15 protein-coding genes are annotated in these 17692 nt (G+C 66.8%); 1 reads left to right on the top strand and 14 read right to left on the bottom strand.

Features of this window, described 5'->3' with window-relative positions; genetic code table 11:
- Nucleotides 1-19 precede the first annotated feature (19 nt).
- The 11 genes from DK254_RS33990 to DK254_RS33475 all read right to left on the bottom strand — a co-directional run bounded on the left by DK254_RS33990 (nt 20) and on the right by DK254_RS33475 (nt 10928).
- Nucleotides 20-457: a hypothetical protein gene (locus DK254_RS33990; protein ID WP_146219673.1), complete on the bottom strand. Its 438-nt coding sequence runs from the start codon at nt 455-457 to the stop codon at nt 20-22.
- A gap of 331 nt (nt 458-788) precedes the next feature.
- Nucleotides 789-1145, bottom strand: a complete 357-nt coding sequence (locus DK254_RS35020) for a hypothetical protein (RefSeq protein ID WP_109937271.1) — start codon at nt 1143-1145, stop codon at nt 789-791.
- A 142-nt stretch (nt 1146-1287) separates the two neighbouring features.
- On the bottom strand, nt 1288-2898 hold the full coding sequence (locus DK254_RS33515) for an FMN-binding glutamate synthase family protein (RefSeq protein ID WP_089391605.1): 1611 nt from the start codon (nt 2896-2898) through the stop codon (nt 1288-1290).
- Between the two features lie 283 nt (nt 2899-3181).
- The gene (locus DK254_RS33510; RefSeq protein ID WP_109937270.1) at nt 3182-4363 is read right to left on the bottom strand and encodes a PotD/PotF family extracellular solute-binding protein; all 1182 of its coding nucleotides are present in this window, start codon (nt 4361-4363) and stop codon (nt 3182-3184) included.
- Nucleotides 4360-5349 carry a GTP-binding protein gene (locus DK254_RS33505; protein ID WP_109937269.1) on the bottom strand — a complete coding sequence of 330 codons (990 nt, stop codon included), beginning with the start codon at nt 5347-5349 and terminating at the stop codon, nt 4360-4362. Before DK254_RS33505 ends, DK254_RS33510 begins: the two co-directional genes overlap by 4 nt.
- Nucleotides 5346-5645: a hypothetical protein gene (locus DK254_RS33500; protein WP_109937268.1), complete on the bottom strand. Its 300-nt coding sequence runs from the start codon at nt 5643-5645 to the stop codon at nt 5346-5348. The genes DK254_RS33505 and DK254_RS33500 overlap by 4 nt, the downstream gene beginning before the upstream one ends.
- Before the next feature lie 9 nt (nt 5646-5654).
- On the bottom strand, nt 5655-6404 hold the full coding sequence (locus DK254_RS33495) for an SDR family NAD(P)-dependent oxidoreductase (RefSeq protein WP_109937267.1): 750 nt from the start codon (nt 6402-6404) through the stop codon (nt 5655-5657).
- Nucleotides 6405-6453: 49 nt separating this feature from the next.
- Complete coding sequence (locus DK254_RS33490) at nt 6454-7215, bottom strand: SDR family NAD(P)-dependent oxidoreductase (protein ID WP_109937266.1); 762 nt, start codon at nt 7213-7215, stop codon at nt 6454-6456.
- 15 nt (nt 7216-7230) lie between these two features.
- Complete coding sequence (locus tag DK254_RS33485; protein ID WP_109937265.1) at nt 7231-8589, bottom strand: MFS transporter; 1359 nt, start codon at nt 8587-8589, stop codon at nt 7231-7233.
- Between the two features lie 25 nt (nt 8590-8614).
- Nucleotides 8615-9496 (bottom strand): polysaccharide deacetylase, encoded by an 882-nt coding sequence (locus tag DK254_RS33480; RefSeq protein ID WP_109937264.1) that lies wholly within the window; start codon nt 9494-9496, stop codon nt 8615-8617.
- A gap of 79 nt (nt 9497-9575) precedes the next feature.
- A complete protein-coding gene (locus DK254_RS33475) occupies nt 9576-10928 on the bottom strand; it encodes an amidase (RefSeq protein ID WP_109937263.1) in 1353 nt (450 codons plus the stop codon).
- Nucleotides 10929-11231: 303 nt separating this feature from the next.
- On the opposite strand from DK254_RS33475, the gene DK254_RS33470 reads away from it, so the two are divergent.
- Nucleotides 11232-12236 (top strand): GntR family transcriptional regulator, encoded by a 1005-nt coding sequence (locus DK254_RS33470; RefSeq protein ID WP_109937262.1) that lies wholly within the window; start codon nt 11232-11234, stop codon nt 12234-12236.
- Nucleotides 12237-12278: 42 nt separating this feature from the next.
- Here the strand turns inward: DK254_RS33470 and DK254_RS33465 are convergent, their stop codons facing one another.
- From DK254_RS33465 to DK254_RS33455, 3 genes are all read right to left on the bottom strand, one after another.
- Entirely contained in the window at nt 12279-13550 is a 1272-nt protein-coding gene (locus DK254_RS33465) for a carbohydrate porin (protein ID WP_256596008.1), read from the bottom strand.
- A gap of 80 nt (nt 13551-13630) precedes the next feature.
- On the bottom strand, nt 13631-16048 hold the full coding sequence (locus tag DK254_RS33460; protein WP_109937261.1) for a glucose/quinate/shikimate family membrane-bound PQQ-dependent dehydrogenase: 2418 nt from the start codon (nt 16046-16048) through the stop codon (nt 13631-13633).
- 101 nt (nt 16049-16149) lie between these two features.
- Nucleotides 16150-17529 carry an L-serine ammonia-lyase gene (locus DK254_RS33455; protein WP_089391603.1) on the bottom strand — a complete coding sequence of 460 codons (1380 nt, stop codon included), beginning with the start codon at nt 17527-17529 and terminating at the stop codon, nt 16150-16152.
- Nucleotides 17530-17692: the final 163 nt, after the last annotated feature.

Genomic DNA, 17692 nt, shown 5'->3' with positions numbered 1-17692 from the left:
GAATATTTTGAGCCATTTGTTAGCCTTTGGAGGCCAATAGAAGATTTAGCTTTTTATGGAACTCCATTGCATTGGAGATTGATAGGGCTATTCCCGAGCTAAATATAAATATAGCTAGGCCGACATATATCCAGACTGAAAGATTAAGTATTAGCACTGCATTTGCGACGCCAAGTATTAGCAGAAATGTAAGTGAAATTATTGCTAGTAAAATAGCCAGCTGACCAGCAAGGCTCCTCCAGTGACTTGAGTTGCTTTCGTTTGCTGGCACAGGCAGCAGCATGCTTAGGTAATGAAATGAGAAACAGCCGCCCCAAAAGAATACTGCGAATCTTGAAAATGCAGCCTCATCAAGACCTCTCATGTCGGTTAGGCTTATCGCGTATAAAAGCGCGCTTGTAAAGAGCACGTACATGAGAATTACAAACCGTTTTAGGGCTTCGTATTTGTTTGTCATGCGCATACCTAGGGCTAATTATAAGTAGGCGACACATGCAGGGTGATTTTTTACGTCACTTATGTCGCATAACGTTCCTTGTCGCCCTGTCAGTCCTTCATCAGCTAGCAAGGCGCGGTTGAAACGCGACATTGGGCAGGGAGAAAAAGCGACATGGCCTGATGGAGATTACGAAGTTGCTAGCAGTGTGTCCATCGCCTGGTTTGGCCGGTTACTGCAGTTCATGACAAGGTTTCAGCCACCTTACTCGAGGAGCCGCTTCTGGCCGATAACTGCCAACCACCGACCTGTCCGCTCTGTTGCCCCTTTAGTCCGAGCCTTGGAAAATCACTCACCTCCTCACATAACTCTTCCGCCCACCCGGCGTCAGGCAATAAACCCCACCCCGAGGCCCCGTACAGAAACTACCGGAACCACAACCACATTCGCTGGAGGCACCCGAAAAGCGCTGCAGGGACGGTGTGGCTTGGCTGCCAGAACCGCTCGCTCCACCCAGATAGGCCGAACAACTCCGCTTCGACCCACTGATCGACCCGTCATTGCAAAGGAATAGATCGCCATCGCACCGGGCAATCCCGCCCTTGCTACCGGAGCAGGGCTTATTGCCGGCGTGGGCCTGGAGCGAAAGCGCGGCAAGCGCGATGGCGAGGAGGAGGAAGAGGCGTAGCGGTCCTGGCACGTCGAGCATCCTTGCAGGTAATGGCCCGATGCTATCCCTCGGGCCTATCCTCAGACAAGGAATTCGCCTTCAGCCTTTACCTTCGTCGTATATCCCGACCGGCGCCGCCATTGCAGCGAACACCGGCCGGAAACGAACACACGCAGGCTTATCAGGCCCCATTGGCCTCGAAGCTGTCACTGCGCGCCATGCGCCACATGCGCTCGTAGAACTCCCCCTCGATATTGCCGCTGAGCAGTTCGCCCGGCTTGAGGAAGTAGTGCAGGTGGGCGAACAGGCGGATTTCGCTGGAGGAGACGCGGCGCACCAGGTGCTTGGCTTCCACTTCCGAGGGGTGGCGCAGGCCGGCGGCGGCGAGCATTTCGGCCAGGGCTTTCAGGGTGTTGCGGTGGAAGTTGTAGACGCGTTCGGCCTTGTCCGGCACCACCAGGGCGCGTTGGCGCAGCGGGTCCTGGGTGGCCACGCCGGTGGGGCATTTGTTGGTGTGGCAGCTCTGGCTCTGGATGCAGCCGATGGCGAACATGAAGCCGCGCGCCGAGTTGGCCCAGTCGGCGCCCATGGCCAGCACGCTGGCGATGTCGAAGGCGCTGACCACCTTGCCGCTGGCGCCGACGCGGATCTTGTCGCGCAGGTTCAGGCCGACCAGGGTGTTGTGCACGAACAGCAGGCCTTCGCGCATGGGCAGGCCCATGTGGTCGACGAATTCCACCGGGGCTGCGCCGGTGCCGCCTTCCTTGCCGTCGACCACGATGAAGTCGGGGAGGATGCCGGTTTCGTGCATGGCCTTGGCGATGCCCATGAATTCCCAGGGGTGGCCGATGCACAGCTTGAAGCCCACCGGCTTGCCGCCGGAGAGTTCGCGCAGGCGGACGATGAAGTCTAGCAGTTCCCGGGGCGTGCTGAATTCGCTGTGGCTGGAGGGCGAAATGCAGTCCTGGCCCATGGGCACGCCGCGGGTGGCGGCGATTTCGGCGGTGACCTTGTGCTTGGGCAGGATGCCGCCGTGGCCGGGCTTGGCGCCCTGGCTGAGCTTGATCTCGATCATCTTCACCTGCGGGCTGGCGGCCTGGGCGGCGAAGCGCTCGGGGTCGAAGCGGCCGTCGTCGGTGCGGCAGCCGAAGTAGCCGCTGCCCAGTTCCCAGGTGAGGTCGCCGCCGTACTCGCGGTGGTAGGGGCTGATGCTGCCTTCGCCGGTGTCGTGGATGAAGTTGCCCATGCGCGCGCCCTTGTTCAGCGCGCGGATGGCGTTGGCGCTCAGCGCGCCGAAGCTCATGGCGGAGATGTTGAACACCGAGATGGAGTAGGGCTGCCTGCATTCCGGCCCGCCGACCATCACCCGGAAGGTGCTGGGGTCGGCCAGGGGCGCGGGGCGGATGGAGTGGGCGATGAACTCGAAGCCGGACTCGTAGACGTCGATGAGGGTGCCGAAGGGCTTGTCGGCGGTTTCCTGCTTGGCGCGGGCGTAGACCAGGCCGCGCTGGGCGCGGGAGAAGGGCAGGGCCTCGCGGTCGCCTTCGAGCAGGTACTGGCGGATTTCCGGGCGGATGCCTTCGACCAGGTAGCGGATGTTGCCGAGGATCGGGTAGTTGCGCCGCACCGCGTGGGGCGCCTGCAGCAGGTCGAACACCCCCAGCAGGCTGAGGGCGAGGGTCACCAGGGTGAAGGGCCAGACCCAGTCGTGCCCGAGGAAGGGCAGGCTGAACAGGGTGAAGAGCACACAAGCGGCGAAAAAGGCGTAACGGCTTAGCAGCGACAGGTTCATGGAATCTCCAGTCGTCGGGCTTGATCACGGGGGTGGGCTGCCGGCATGGCGCAGCGGACCGCCATTGAGCATGGCAGGCGTTGCGCCGCTGCGCTCGGGCGAAGGTCAATGGGCTGGGCGTTGCGGGCGGATTCTTATGGTGTGGAAGGCTTGCGAGGCCGAACTTAGCCCGAAGCGGAGGAAAAAGAAAGCAAGCTAACGATATTTTCCGTCGCTGAGAAAGCTTGCTTCCAGATGCGCAAAAAACTGGCACAGGCGTGGGCGCAGCCTGGCCGCGGGAGGATCAACGCCCCGCCCGCAGGAAGTCCGCCCACTTGCGCACCAGGTAGTTGTGTTCATCCATGACGGAGTTCCACACGCCGATATGCCCCATCCGCTGGGCGTATGAGCCACCTTCGCGTATTTCACCGGGCTCGATCAGGGGCTCCCCATCGCTGCCGGGCAGCCGTTCGGTGGCGGGCTTGCCTTCGTACCAGTAGTCCCATTCCGCCGCGGACAGGTGGTCGCGGGCACGTGGCGGGTTGGAAATGTAGAAGCCTTGCCTGGCCATCAGCGCGCCGGGCCAGCCCGCCAGCCACCAGTTGAGGTAGGCGTATGCGGCGTCCTTCACTCGGCCTTCCACGCAACGGGAGAGGGAGAGGCCGCCGAACCAGGCGCGGTAGCCTTCCTTGGGAATGGCCAGGCGGTATTTCACGCCGGCCCGGTGCAGTTGCATCAGCGTTGGCGACCAAAGGCTCTGGATATGGACGTCCGGCCCCAGCATGAGCTCGCCGGCCTCGTGGTCGTCCGACCAGAAGGCGGCGAAGTGCCCATGGCGTTGCAACCTGATGAGGATCGCAGCCAGTTGATCGATCTCTTCCAGGCGCAGGTTGCCGATGTTTTCGAAGTGCGCCAGCCCCTTGGCCTGGACCGCCATGGCGGCATCCAGCGCGCCGATGGCGGCGTCGCTTTGCAGGGCGATGTGCCCACACCATCCTTCGTCCAGGAGCCACGACCAGCTTTCCTCCTGGCCGGCCAGGCTGGTGGGCAGCCGCTCCGGCCGATAGGCGAAGCTGTCGGCATTGTGCGTCAGGGGCAGCATGCTGATCAGCTCGCTGGGGTGGCTGCCCAGGCTGGCATCGCGCTGCACGAACAGGCGGTCACAAGGCAGGCTGCCGCTCGCCAGGCGATCTTCCTGGTGCAGCCGGCCACGCTTGGGCAGGTCGTTGATCTCCTCCCACAGGGCGATGCGACGGGTATCGATAGGCTGGATCGCGCGTGCGGGCCAGACGAAGTCGATGTTGTGGAACCACTGATCGTAGAGGTCGTAGCTTTCCGGCTGCATCACAGCTATGCGTTGCGCCGTCTGGGTGTCGTGGATCCGATATTCCAGGCGGATGCCCAGCTCTTCTTCGGCGCGCAGGCGGATCGGCTCCAGCAATGTGACCGAGGTGCCGAGTACGCGCAGGGTGACGGGATTGCTCATGCCGCCCGTCCCAGGCGTTTCAGGAAGGCATTGAAGGATCGGCGCAGTTGCTGGAGGTCCAGGTCGCGGACGATGAAGACCAGGCGCGAGCGGCGGGGGCCGACTGGCCAGTCCTTCAGGTGGACGGGGGCGTACAGGCAGTGCTGTACGCCATGGACGACGATGGGCTGGGGGGAGTCGATCACGTCGAGAATGCCTTTGACTCGGAGAATTCGCTCGCCGTGGCATCTTAGCAGCATGGACAGCCAGACTCCGAAAGCCATCCAGTCGAGCGAGCCATCGAACTCCAGGCAGCAGACATTGGCGCTGCCATGGCGGATTTGCGCCAGCGGGGCGAACAACTGCCAGCGGGCGACTTCGGCATCCGCGGCCACGCCCTTGAGCCCTTCGCCGAGGAGCAATTCGTCCCCGTCGGCTACTTCATCGGTCAGTGCCAGCGAGGCCGTGGGGTTCAGTTGCCGGAGGCGTCGCAGAAGCTGTGCCAGCGCCTGCGGGGAGACCAGTTCGCGCTTGCTCACCAGGAGCCTGTCGGCGGCGGTGACCTGCCCGAGCCATTCAGGGTGAAGCCGTTCCTGCATCGGCGCGTGCTGCCCATCGACGACGGTGGCCAGCAACCCGAGATGAAAGCGGCCGCGCAATTGCGGGTCCCGGTGCACGGTGCTCAGGATCGGACCGGGATCCGCCAGCCCTGTGGTTTCCAGCAACACTCGGCGAAAGGCCGGCATGTCGCCACGGCTGCGCTTTGCATGCAGGTCGAGCAGCGCCTGCTTCAGGTCGCCGCGTACCGAACAGCAGACACAGCCGCCGGGCAGCAGCACCGTACCGGGCGCTATCTCCTCGACCAGCAGGTCATCGATTCCGACCTCGCCGAATTCGTTGATCAGCAATGCCGTCTCCCCGAGTGCCTTGCCAGCCAGCAGACGCTTGAGCAAAGTGGTCTTGCCGCTGCCGAGGAACCCCGTGATGACATTGATCGGCAGGCTCATGGGCGGGCCTCCAGGTGGTCGAGCACGCGCGGGTCGAGGGGGTCGAGCTTGCTGCCAAGCACTTCCTCGGCCACCCGCCAGAGTTCCTCCAGGCCATTGGCGAGCGCCTGTTTTCCGGTCGGCCCTTGCACGAGGTAGGAGGTGCCCTGGACGTCACTGACCCGCAGGCGGAACGGTGCGATCACCTGATTGATCGCAGCGATCCGCCGCAGGCGCTCGCGCCGGCGGGGCAGGGAGCCCCCCAGCGGGTCGCTCCAGTGCACATCTTCCCCGAGAAGACCACAGAGTCCGCACATCTTTTCACCTCAAGGCATCACGTCGCCGGCGTTCGGGCCGAGGGTCTGGCCGACGAAGAGATTGCCGCCGGGCTCCGATGCCAGCAGCACGGCGATGGGAGCGACTTCATCGGCCCTGCCGAAGCGCCCCAGGGGCAGCTCCCTGGCCTTGGCGGTCTTCCACGCCTGGCTGATCCCGTCCACTAGGGGCGTTTCGATGGGGCCGGGCGCGATGGCATTGACCAGGACGTTGTGCTTGCTGACCTCCAGCGCCAGGGATTTGCTGAAGCCGATCACCCCGGCCTTGGCCGCGGCGTAGTGCGCCAGTTCCGCGCCGCCCTTGATGCCCAGCTGCGAGGCGATGTTGATGATGCGTCCCCAGCCTTGGGCGAGCATGTGCGGCAAGGCGCGCTGGCTGGCGACGAAGACGCTGGTCAGGTCGACGCGCAGCATTTCTTCCCACATCTCGTAGGTCAGCTCGACGCAGGGTGCCTGGGTCAGCATGCCGGCATTGTTCACCAGGATGTCGATGCCGCCGAAGGCCTCCAGGCAGGCATCGACGCCAGCCTGCGCACCCTCACGGGTGCCAACGTCGGCCACGCACGCCTGCGCCTGCGCTCCACGGGCGCGGCATTCTTCGACCGTTGTCGCCAGGCGTGTGGCGTCGCGGTCGCATAGCAGCAGGCGCGCGCCGGCGTCGGCATAGGCGTGGGCGATGGCCGCGCCGATTCCGCTCGCTGCCCCGGTGATCACCGCACGCCGATTCTGCAGATGTTTCATGTGTCTCTCCCTGGAAGCCGCGCGGGCTATCCCGCGCGGCGGTTCGATATCAATCGGGCCAGCGAACGGTCAGGCCACCATCGATGATGATGCTCTGCCCGGTGATGTAGCTGGCCTGGGGGCTGGTCAGGTAACGCACGAGGTCCGCGACTTCGCTGGCGCGGCCCACCCGGCCCAGTGGAATGGCTGCGGCCGCTTTCGCCAGGCCCTCGGGACCCAGGGAGTTCTTCGCATCGAGCGACTGCGGCGTTTCGATCAGCCCGGGAATCACCGCGTTGCAGCGAATGCCCCTGGGCGCCAGCTCCACGGCCAGCGAGCGGCACAGGCCGGGTACGCCCGCCTTGGCCGCCGCATAGTGGGCATGCTCCTGCCAGCCGTAGACGCCACCGGCGATGGAGGAGATGGCCACCAGGGCGCCGCCTTCGCCCATGTGCCGAACCGCGCTGCGGAAGGTCCGCATGACGCCGCCCAGGTCCACGTCGAGCATCTCGTTCCAGCGCTCGTCGGACATCTCCAGCAGGGGTGCACGCCGCAGCAGCCCGGCGTTGGCCACGGCGTAGTCGAGCCGCCCGAAACGTTCCATGGCGGCAGCCGCGAGCGCATCCAGGGAGGCGCTGTCCGTAACGTCGGTGGGCAGCATCAGGCACTCGCCTCCAGCCTCCTCTACCAGGTGGCGGGTGCGGGCGGGGTCGTGGGGATCGCCGGGGAAGTAGCCACCGGCGACGCGCACGCCGTGCGTGGCGTAGGCCACGGCCAGGGCCTGGCCGATTCCGCTGGCGGCGCCGGTGATCAATGCGACGGGTCGAGACATGTCGGAGGCTCCTGGTTACTTGACGCTGGTGGGTTCGACGTGGCGGGCGGCGAACATCACCAGCCCGGAGAGGAAGCAGGGCAGGGCGCCGAACCACAGCGCCGCGGCGTGCCACTGGCCGCCGCCGGCCAGCACGCTGGTGATGCCCAGGCCGGCGACTATCGCGCCGATCGGCCCCATGGCATGGACGATCGCACCGCCCGTGGCGCGGATGCTCGTCGGGAAGCTCTCGCCCATGAAGAACAGCATTGCCGAGTAGGGGCCGGTCAGGAAGAACAGGCCCAGGCTGTACAGCGCGACGACGGTGGCCAGTTCGCTCGGCGCCTGGAGCATGGCGAAGAAGGCCAGGCCTCCGCACATCCAGCCGGCGGCCACGGTGTTGCGGCGGCCGATGCGGTCGCCGAGCCAGCCATGGAACAGGTAGCCGATGAAGCCGACCAGGTTGGAAAGCACGAGGATCCACAGCGAGTTCTCGAACGACAGCTTGTGCACGCTGACGATCACCGAGGTGCCGAGCACGCTGAACACCTGGATCGCGGACCAGTTCAGCAGGATCGCCAGGCTCAGCACCAGGGTGGGACGCAGTGCGGCGCCACGGAAGGCCGCGGCCACTCCGGCCTTGGCGTGCTCGTCGTAGTCCACGTCGTACTCGCGGGCCAGGGCGCGGGCGTCGGCGTCCTGGCCGGCTTTGCGTAGATGAACGATGCGCTGGTGCACCTGGAACTGGGGGCTTTCCTTGAGCTTGCGGGCCAGCACTGCGATCACGAAGGCGGGAACCGCCGCGAAGACGAAGCAGCCCTGCCAGCCGATATGCGGAAGCAGCAAGGCGGTGAGGCCGGCGGCTATCAGCGCGCCCACCGGCCAGCCGCTCTGCACGAGGCTGTAGATGAAGCCGCGGCGCTTGACCAGGCGGGGATCGGTAGAGGCGGCGTACACCTCGGTCAGGTAGGTCGCGTTGACGCCTTCCTCGGCATAGCCGAGCCCTGCCACCGAGCGGACCAGGACCAGGGGCGCCTTGCCCAGGCCGGCGCACACCGCCGTCAACGCGGAGCACAGCGCGGTTCCGCCGATGGTGAGCATGATGCCCCCGCGCCGCCCGATGCGATCGACGACCGGGCCGATGGCGAAGGCGACGACGGCGCCACCGATGGCGACCCAGGTCGCGATCTCGGCCTGCTGGGTTTCGTTCCAGTCGAAGTGCCCACCCATGACCGGCAGCAGCGTGCCGAACAGGATGAAGTCGTAGACGGCGAAAACCCAGGCGAAGAAGGCGATCCAGGTGGCATAGGTGACGTCCCTGGATTCCAGCTGGACGGGTTTCCAGGCGTCTGGCTCGGTGACTTGCGTCGTGGTTGCGGCGTGCGTGGAGGTCATGTCGGCATTCTCTTGTTGTTGAGGGTCAGCGCTTGCGCGGCTGGCGACGCAGGAAGTCGTCGGCGATCTCGTCCATGGTCACGAATCGCACGCCTGCATGGCCCTGCATGTGCTCGATGAGGCGCTCCAGCATGAGCAGCACCTGGGGGCGTCCGGACACGTCGGGGTGGATGGTGATGGGGAAGACCGCATAGTCCAGCTCGCGGTAGACCCAGTCGAACTGGTCGCGCCACATCTCTTCCAGGTGGCGGGGGTTGACGAAGCCGTGGCTGTTCGGCGACTTCTTGATGAACATCATCGGTGGCAGGTCGTCGAGGTACCAGTTCGCCGGAATCTCCACCAGGTCGGTTTCCTCGCCGCGGACCAGGGGCTTCATCCAGGTGTCCGGGTGGGCGCTGTAGTCGATCCGCGTCCAGCTGTCCTTCACCCGCACGTAATAGGGGTGGAAGTCGTTGTGCATCAGGCTGTGGTCGTACTTGATGCCCTTCTTGAGCAGCAGTTCGTTGGTCACGTTGCTGAATTCCCACCAGGGCGCGACGTAGCCGGTGGGCCGCTTGCCCGCCAGCGCGGTGATCAGCTCGATGGACTTGTCGAGGACGATTTCCTCCTGCTCGGGGGTCATGGCGATGGGGTTCTCATGGCTGTAGCCATGAATGCCGATCTCGTGGCCGGCGTCGACCACGGCTTTCATCTGTTCCGGGAAGGTCTCGACGGAGTGCCCGGGGATGAACCAGGTGGTGCGCAGGTCGTACTTCCGGAACAGGTCGAGCAGGCGCAGCGAGCCCACCTCGCCGGCGAACAGGCCGCGCGAGATGTCGTCCGGGGAATCCTCGCCGCCGTAGGAGCCAAGCCAGCCGGCCACTGCATCCACATCGACGCCGATGGAGACGAATATTTCTTTTGCCATCGTTGAGTCCTCTGTTGCCCGGGAACTGATACCGCGGGGGCAAGGCCGGGCCCTTGCCCCGCAAGGGGGTGTCGGGGCGTCAGGCCCGGCCCAGGGCCTGTTCGATCGAAAGGGCGGCGCGCAGCAAGTGCTCGTCGCTGCCACTGGGGCCGGCGACCAGCAGGCTGGTGGGCAGGCCATGCTCGTCGACGCCGCTGGGCAGGGCCACGCCCGGCATGTCGAGCATGCTTCCGGGCATGGTCAGGCGCAGCGTGGCCAGGTTGGTCCGCGCGAAGAGGTCGTCGTCGTTTTCCAGGGGCGCGAGGGCCGGTGCGACGTGGCCCACCGTGGGGGTGATCAGCAAGGCGCCGTCAAGCTCGAGCGCCAGTTGTCGCTGCAAGCGTTCCGCGGCCTGGTACAGGCGAATCTGCGCGCTTGCCGGGAACTGCCGGGCCGCTTCCAGGCGCTTGCGCACGCGGGGATCGAGGTGTTCGGCATCGGGGCTGTCGAGCAATTCCTGATGCAAGGTGAAGGCTTCGGCGCTACCCAGCCAGCCGCTGCTTTCCACGAGCCGCAGGGCCTCCTGGAAGGCTGCCAGGGGCTGCTCCTCGATCACGGCTCCGGCCTCGGCCAGGCGTTTCAGGGCGGCCAGGAGATTGCCCGCGACGCCCGCCTGCAGGCGGGCGTCGCCGAGAAGCTGCGGGTCGACCCGCAGGCGCATCCCCGCCAGGGGCAGCCCCGAGACGGGGCGGTTCGAGGCAATGTCTGCGCGCATGAGCCGATCCATGGCGATCAGGTCGCGAACGCTCTTCGCGATGGGCCCCAGGGCGTCCAGCGAGCGGGCGAGGGGGAATACCCCGTCGAACGAATAGCGCTGGCGGCTGCTGCGGTAGCCGACCAGGCCGTTGAAGGCGGCTGGAATGCGGATCGAACCGGCGGTGTCGGTAGCCATGGCCAGCGGCACTACACCGGTCGCCACGGCGATCGCGGAGCCGGAGGATGAACCGCCGGGGACCCTGGCTTCGCCTTTGAAATGGCTATTGGCAGGGGTGCCGAAGTGGGGGTTCAGGCCAAGTCCGGAGTAGGCCAGTTCGCTGAGATTGGTCTTGCCCACGGTGACCAGCCCCGAGCGGGCCAGGGCGGTGACCAGCGCCGAGTCCGCCACCGCCGCCGGGGAATGCAGGCGAAGCCTGGCGCCCGCCGTCGTCACGCATCCGGCGACATCGAACAGGTCTTTCCAGGCCATCGGCACCCCATCCAGTGGCGACAGCGGTTGACCCGCTTCCCAGCGTGCCTTGGCGGCCAGGGCTTCACGGCGTGCCCTGTACTCGGTCAGGCAGATGAAGGCTTCGGGTATCCGGGCGGCACGGCTGAGCGCCTCGTCCAGCGCCGCGACGGGATCGGAGGCGCCGGTGGCAAAGCCTTGCGCCAATGAGAGAGCGTCAGTGAACATGGGTTTCCATAAATGTATATGTTTCTAATAAGTACATTTATGAAAGCACTGTTCATGCCAACCCATCGCTGGGCCATGTCCGGGCCGCATATAGATTGCGTGGCAGATGCCCTTGGAGGCTTTTACCTCTCGATGAAGCGGTTCAAACGAAATAATGTATATATGATGAAATGATCCATTTATGGGTGTTCCTGTAACAGCTGCACCAAGAGGTATCACGGGGAGTGTTACCGGTTCGGATCGGCACGTCCCGCTGGTCGTCTGTGAGAGACTTGTCGATCGAAGCGTTTTGGGAAGTCGCTAATGCCCGTTACCCCCCCGCACGAAGAGCGCCTGGCGTCGCGCTACGAAATGATCCGGAACACGCTGCGCGAGGCGATACTCGCTGGCCAGGCCGCCCCCGGCCTGGTGCTGGTCGAAGGGCCCCTGGCCGAGCTTTTCGGCACCAGCCGTGTCCCGGTGCGGCAGGCACTCAACCTCCTGCACGAGGAGGGCTTGATCCGTCGGTTCGACGGGCGCGGGTATCTCATCGACCCCGATGGCAGCGCAACGGCTCCGCAGCGCCTGCCCTTGACGCGCAAGCTCCTTGGGCTGGAGCCGCGCGAGGACCTGATCGACAACCGCTCGCTGGGGGAGCGGATCCATGACGAGCTGGCGAGCTGCGTGATTCGCTTCATGGTGTTCGGCCATTACCGGATCGACGAGCAGCGCGCGGCCGAGGCGCTGGGGGTCAGCCGAAGCATCGTCCGCGAAGCGCTCATGAGGCTCAGGGACCGCGGGCTGGTGGAGAAGGAGCCGTATTCCCAATGGTTGGCCGGCCCGCTGACCGCCCAGGCGGTGATCCAGGACTACGAACTGCGCGTCCTGCTGGAGCCCGATGCGCTTCGGCAGGGGGTCGAGGGCGTTACCCGTGACGAGCTCGAAAAGATGCTGGCGCGCATCGTCGATGCCCAGGAGGCGGGGAGCCGGGTGGAACGTTCCGCCATCGAGCAGATCGAGCAGGATTTGCACGTGACCTGCCTGGCCGGGCTGCGCAATGCGCGCATGGCGGCGATCATCCGGCAGTGCCAGATTCCGATGAACGTGGGCCGGGTGCTGCACGAGGCGCTGCATACCAGTACCGATGAAGCGATGTTGCAGGAGCATCGGCTGGTCTTCGAGGCATTGCTCCACGGGACCGTGGAGTCGGCCTCATCGTGCCTGCGCGACCATCTTTGCCGAGCGCGGGAGCGTACGCTTCAGCGTCTGAAGGTGCTTTCGGTTCTGCCCGAGCCGGAGCTTCCGCCCTACCTCGAACGCCTGGCTTGACCCCCCATGCGCTGAGCGCTACCTGGCGGCCGGCGGTGCAGATCAGAGCGTGGCCTTGACCTGCAGGCCGAACACCAGGGCGTTGTCGATGTTCTGCCCGGAGAAGGCGCCCGGTTCGATCACGTACTGCACGTCCGGGCGCAGCAGCAGCCAGGGCGTGGCCTGGTAGCCGTAGCTCAGTTCGACCAGGCGCTCGGCGTTGTCCAGGCCGGGGTAGGCCTGGCCGTTGGCCTCCTGCACCTCGCGGCTGCGCGGGTTGGGCACGGCGCGGCCGAAGCCCAGGGCGAGGGTGTCGCGCGGGCGGCTGGCGAAGGGCTGGTAGAGCACAAAGCCTGCGCTGTACCACTTGCTGAAGGGCGAGGCCGCCGAGCTGGCCACGGAGGCCTGGCCGAACAGGTGCAGGCGCTGCCCCGGCAGGCCCTGTGCGTGCCAGACGGCCTGGTCCAGGAGGAAGTAGTGGCCGCCGCGGCCGGCCACTTCCTCGTCGCTGCCGATGCGCTGGGCGTCGGAGCTGTCGTAGTACCAGCCCAGCTTGTATTCGCCGGGCAGCTCGCCCAGGCGCTTGTGGACCAGTTCGATGGGCACCACGGTACCGGTGCTGTGCTTGGGCGTGAGGTGCCAGGCACGGCTGGAGTTGCCGTTGCTCTCGGGGTCGACGTTGAAGGCCGCCACGCGCAGTTGCCAGGCCGGCGAGAAGCTGTACTTCAGGCGCACGCCCAGGTGGGCGTTGGGGTAGTTGGCCCAGCCGCTGCCGCCGGACATGTTCAGCGGGTGGCCGCAGAAGCCGGCGTTCATGAAGTTGCAGAGGATGCCGCTGTCCAGGCCGCCGAGGTCGTTGCCCATGGCCATGTAGCCGAGCTTCACGTCCAGCGCCGGGGTGAACAGGGTGCGCTCGTAGCTCAGTTCGGTGAGGCGGGTGTAGAGGCCGCCGTAGTTCTCCTGGACCGGCAGGCGGTTGCCCACCAGGTCGCCGGAGCCGTCGTTGCCGCGGCGGTCGTTGATGGTCAGTTGCACCAGGCCGCCGTTGTCCAGGCCGTAGAGCTTGCCCAGGTCGAACTGCACGCCGAGCTTGAGGTTCTGCGAGTAGCGCTCCGAGCGCTTCAGGCCGCCGTCGGCGTTGTAGACGGTCTCGCCGCTGTATTCGCCGCTGAAGCGGATGCCCTCGTCGTCCAGCTGGCGGCGCAGGCCGCCCCAGTCGCCGGTCAGGGTCGAACGCTGGAACGGCTCGTCGGCCAGGGCCAGGGACGGGGTGAGGCAGGCGGCGCCCAGCAGCAGGCGGGGCAGCAGGTGTGGGGAGGTGAAGGGGGATCGCATGACGGAACACTTACCGGAAGAGGGGCGTGGCCCCGGGGCCGCGCCGGAAGGAGGCGCCCGCCGGGTGGCGGGCGTCGGGTTCAGGGCAGGGCGTAGGCCAGCACGTAGTCGCCGCGGTCCGGCGACTGGCGGGCGCCGCCGGCGGTGACCACGATGTACTGCTTGCCGGTCTTCGGTGAGACGTAGGTCATCGGGCCGCCCTGGCTGCCCACGGGCAGGCGGGCCTTCCAGATTTCCTTGCCGTTGCTGCTGTCGAAGGCGCGCAGGTAGAAGTCCTGGGTACCGGCGATGAACACCAGGCCGCCCTGGGTGGACAGGGTGCCGCCGAGGGTCGGCAGGCCGATGGGGATCGGCAGGTGCATGCGGATGCCCAGCGGGCCGGTGTCTTCCACGGTGCCCACCGGCACTTGCCAGGCGATCTTGCGGGTCTTCAGGTCGATGGCGCTGAGGGTGCCGAAGGGCGGCGCCTGGCAGGGGATGCCGGCCACCGAGAGGAAGCGGTTCTTGTTCACCGCGTAGGGCGTGCCCTTGAGCGGCACAGCGCCCATGCCGGTGTTCAGCGCCTCGCCGCCGCCGGCGGCCTGGCCCTTGTTGGCCGAGGGGATCATCTGCACCCACAGGCCCAGGCGCATGTCGTTGACGAAGATGAAGCCGTGCACCGGGTCGGTAGACAGGCTGCCCCAGTTCATGCCGCCCAGGGAGCCGGGGAAGCTCAGCGAGAGGTCGGTGCCCGGCGCGGTGTACAGGCCGTCGTAGCGCATCTTCCTGAAGTCGATGCGGCACAGCAACTGGTCATAGGGGGTGGCGCCCCACATGTCCGACTCGGTGAGGGTCTGCGCGCCTATCTGTGGCATGCCGACCGATTTCGGCTGGGTCGGGGCGTAGGGCTCGTTGGGGATGTTGGCGGCCTTGACCGGCACTTCGTCGACCTGGGTCAGCGGCTTGCCGGTGGCGCGGTCGAGCACGTAGATCTGCCCGGCCTTGGTGCCGATCACCACGGCCGGCACCTGCTTGCCGTCGGCCGTGGGGAAGTCCACCAGGCTCGGCTGCATGGGCAGGTCGAAGTCCCAGAGGTCGTTGTGCACGGTCTGGTACACCCATTTCTGGGTGCCGGTGGTGGCGTCCAGGGCCAGCACCGAGGCGCCGTAGGTGTGGTCGAGCTTCGTGCGCTCCACGCCGTAGATATCGGTGGAGGAGCTGCCCATGGGCAGGAAGACGGTGTTCATCGCCGGGTCGTAGGACATCGGCGCCCAGCTGTTGGGGGTGCTGCGCACGTAGGTGCCGCCCGCCGCCGGGGCCTGCCGGTCCTGCGGGTTGCCCGGGTCGAAGGCCCAGCGCATCTGCCCGCTGATGACGTCGAAGCCGCGGATCACGCCGCCGGGCATGTCGGTCTGGACGTTGTCCGCCACGCGCCCGCCGACCACCACCGTGGTGCCGGCCATCAGCGGCGCGGAGCTGAGCTGGTAGTAGGAGTCCGGCACGTCGCCCAGGCCGGCCTTGAGGTCCACCTGGCCATTGACGCCGAAGCCCTGGCAGAAGGCGCCGGTGTCGGCGTCCACGGCGATCAGGCGGGCGTCGATGGTGTTGGTCAGCAGGCGGCGCTGGCAGTTGGCGCCGGCCGGCACGCCGACGGCGGTGACCGGGGTGCTGTCGGGCTGGCTGGGCTGGACGACGGCCCTGGTCGCGTCGAAATAGGCCAGGCCGCGGCAGCGCTGCCAGACCTTGGACTGCGCGTTGATCTCGTTCTTCCACAGCTGCTTGCCGGTGTCGGCATCCAGCGCGATCAGGTTGTTGTGCGGGGTGCAGATGAACACCTTGTTGCCCACCTGCAGCGGGGTGAGCTGGTCCTCGGCGCCGTTGCCGTCGCTCTCGGCCACGTCGCCGGTGTGGTAGGTCCAGGCTACGTGCAGCTTGTCGACGTTGCCGCGGTTGATCTGGTCCAGCGCGGCGAAGCGGCTGCCGCCCTCGGTGTTGCCGTAGTGGGCCCAGTCCTTCTGGGCGTGGGCCGGGTCCACCGGGGTCAGGCCGGGGCCGTCGCCGCTGGGGGCCACGCTGGGGTGGGCGACGAACATGTTGCCGGCGGCCACCGCCAGCAGCACGGCGAGCACCGTGGCCACGCCGTAGGCGCCGCGCCCCGGCGCGCCACCGGAGGCGCGCACCAGCAGCGGGTAGGCCAGTGCCACCACCAGGCCGATGGCGCCGAACATGAACAGCCGCGAGATCAGCGGCCAGAACTGCAGGCCGACGTCGGCCAGGGCCCAGAGGGCGGTGCCCGCCAGGAAGGCGCCGAACAGCCAGGCGCCGGCCGGCTTGCGCAGCGCCACCAGGACGCCGGCCAGGGCCATGGCCAAACCGCCGATGAGGAAGTACCAGGAACCGCCCAGGCTGGCCAGGCGCGCACCGCCGGCGACCAGGGCGAGGCCGAGTAGGGCGATGACCGCCCCCAGGCCGACCAGGATGAAGGTGCTGGCGCCGGAGGCGCGCTGTGCTTGTTTCATGCCGGGAATCTCGCAGTGTGGGGGGCGAATTATACCCTTAGCAAGCTAATTAACTAGATGGTTAATGGCATTTCGTCCGATTCCCGACCGGCCGGTCGCGCTCAGCAGGCGATCACGTTCACCGCCAGGCCGCCCTTGGAGGTCTCCTTGTACTTGTCCATCATGTCGCGCCCGGTGTCGCGCAGGGTGTCGATGGCCTTGTCCAGCGACACCAGGTGCTGGCCGTCGCCGCGCAGGGCCAGTTGGGCGGCGTTGATGGCCTTGAGCGAGGCCATGGCGTTGCGCTCGATGCAGGGCACCTGGACCAGGCCGGCGACCGGGTCGCAGGTCAGCCCGAGGTTGTGCTCCAGGCCGATCTCGGCGGCGTTCTCCACCTGTTCCAGGCTGCCGCCGAGCACTTCCGCCAGCCCCGCCGCGGCCATGGCGCAGGCCGAGCCGACCTCGCCCTGGCAGCCCACCTCGGCGCCGGAGATGGAGGCGTTGAGCTTGCACAGGATGCCGATGGCGGCGGCGGTGAGCAGGTAGCGCTCGATGGCGTCCATGGGCGCGTCGCTCTGGTAGTGCGCGTAGTAGTGCAGCACCGCCGGGACTATGCCGGCCGCGCCGTTGGTGGGCGCGGTGACCACGCGGCCGCCAGCGGCGTTCTCTTCGTTCACCGCCAGGGCCCAGAGGTCCACCCAGTCCATGGCGCCCAGGGTGCTGGCGATCAGGTTGCCGCTGCCGGCCTCGTTCAGGCGGCGGTAGAGCATGGGCGCGCGGCGGCGCACCTTGAGGCCGCCGGGCAGGGTGCCCTCGGTCTCCAGGCCGCGGCGCACGCAGGCCTGCATTTCCGCCCAGATGTGCGCCAGGCCGGCGTGGATGTCCGCCTCGCTGCGCAGCGCCAGCTCGTTGGCCCACATCAGCTCGCTGATGCGCCGGAAGCCATGGGCGTGGCACAGCCGCAGCAGTTCCTCGGCGCTGTGGAAGGGGTGGGGCATGGGGTTGTCGGGCAGGGCGCGGTCGGTGTTGAAGTCGGCCTCGTCCACCACGAAGCCGCCGCCCACGGAATAGCAGGTGCGCTCGGCCAGCACGTGGCCGGCGGCGTCCAGGGCGCGCAGGCGCATGCCGTTGGGGTGGGCGGGCAGGCTGCCGTCGTGGAACACCAGGTCGCGGCCGGGGCTGAAGTCGATGACGTGCTCGCCGTCCAGGGCCAGGCTGTGCTCGGCGAAGATGGCGTCCACCAGCGGCGCCAGGGCGGCCGGGTCGGCGTCCGCCGGGTCGATGCCGAGCAGGCCGATCAGGCAGGCGCGGTCGGTGGCGTGGCCCTTGCCGGTGGCGCTGAGCGAGCCGTAGAGGTTCACCTCCACCCGGGCCACGCGGGTCAGCAGGCCGGCGGCGCGCAGGCGCTCGACGAACTCGCGGGTGGCGCGCATGGGCCCCACGGTGTGCGAGCTGGACGGGCCGACGCCGGGCTTGAACATATCGAAGACGCTGAGGGTCATGGCTGCGTTCCTCCTGTGTTCAAGCATGGACCTGTTTGGGGGGATGGTCGATTGGAGGGAGCGGGGTGGGTTTCCGGGGAGTCCAGCGTGGCCGGTGGAGACAATCGCGGACGGAGTCCGCTCCTACGACGGTGCTTCCTGGAACCGTAGGAGCGGACTCTGT

The organism is Pseudomonas sp. RW407 (assembly GCF_003176655.1).
GTDB classification, from domain to species: domain Bacteria; phylum Pseudomonadota; class Gammaproteobacteria; order Pseudomonadales; family Pseudomonadaceae; genus Pseudomonas; species Pseudomonas delhiensis.
Note: the sequence above shows the minus strand (reverse complement) of the source record. Positions and strands in the feature narration are given on the sequence as shown.

Excerpts from the sequence above, each read along its gene's own strand:
- DK254_RS33460 (WP_109937261.1), bottom strand. The coding sequence starts at position 16,048 with ATGAAACAAGCACAGCGCGCCTCCGGCGCCAGCACCTTCATCCTGGTC.
- DK254_RS33480 (WP_109937264.1), bottom strand. The coding sequence starts at position 9,496 with ATGGCAAAAGAAATATTCGTCTCCATCGGCGTCGATGTGGATGCAGTG.
- DK254_RS33505 (WP_109937269.1), bottom strand. The coding sequence starts at position 5,349 with ATGAGCCTGCCGATCAATGTCATCACGGGGTTCCTCGGCAGCGGCAAG.
- DK254_RS33510 (WP_109937270.1), bottom strand. The coding sequence starts at position 4,363 with ATGAGCAATCCCGTCACCCTGCGCGTACTCGGCACCTCGGTCACATTG.
- DK254_RS33990 (WP_146219673.1), bottom strand. The coding sequence starts at position 457 with ATGACAAACAAATACGAAGCCCTAAAACGGTTTGTAATTCTCATGTAC.
- DK254_RS33475 (WP_109937263.1), bottom strand. The coding sequence starts at position 10,928 with ATGTTCACTGACGCTCTCTCATTGGCGCAAGGCTTTGCCACCGGCGCC.
- DK254_RS33515 (WP_089391605.1), bottom strand. The coding sequence starts at position 2,898 with ATGAACCTGTCGCTGCTAAGCCGTTACGCCTTTTTCGCCGCTTGTGTG.
- DK254_RS33455 (WP_089391603.1), bottom strand. The coding sequence starts at position 17,529 with ATGACCCTCAGCGTCTTCGATATGTTCAAGCCCGGCGTCGGCCCGTCC.
- DK254_RS33485 (WP_109937265.1), bottom strand. The coding sequence starts at position 8,589 with ATGACCTCCACGCACGCCGCAACCACGACGCAAGTCACCGAGCCAGAC.
- DK254_RS35020 (WP_109937271.1), bottom strand. The coding sequence starts at position 1,145 with ATGCTCGACGTGCCAGGACCGCTACGCCTCTTCCTCCTCCTCGCCATC.
- DK254_RS33500 (WP_109937268.1), bottom strand. The coding sequence starts at position 5,645 with ATGTGCGGACTCTGTGGTCTTCTCGGGGAAGATGTGCACTGGAGCGAC.
- DK254_RS33490 (WP_109937266.1), bottom strand. The coding sequence starts at position 7,215 with ATGTCTCGACCCGTCGCATTGATCACCGGCGCCGCCAGCGGAATCGGC.
- DK254_RS33495 (WP_109937267.1), bottom strand. The coding sequence starts at position 6,404 with ATGAAACATCTGCAGAATCGGCGTGCGGTGATCACCGGGGCAGCGAGC.
- DK254_RS33465 (WP_256596008.1), bottom strand. The coding sequence starts at position 13,550 with ATGCGATCCCCCTTCACCTCCCCACACCTGCTGCCCCGCCTGCTGCTG.
- DK254_RS33470 (WP_109937262.1), top strand. The coding sequence starts at position 11,232 with ATGCCCGTTACCCCCCCGCACGAAGAGCGCCTGGCGTCGCGCTACGAA.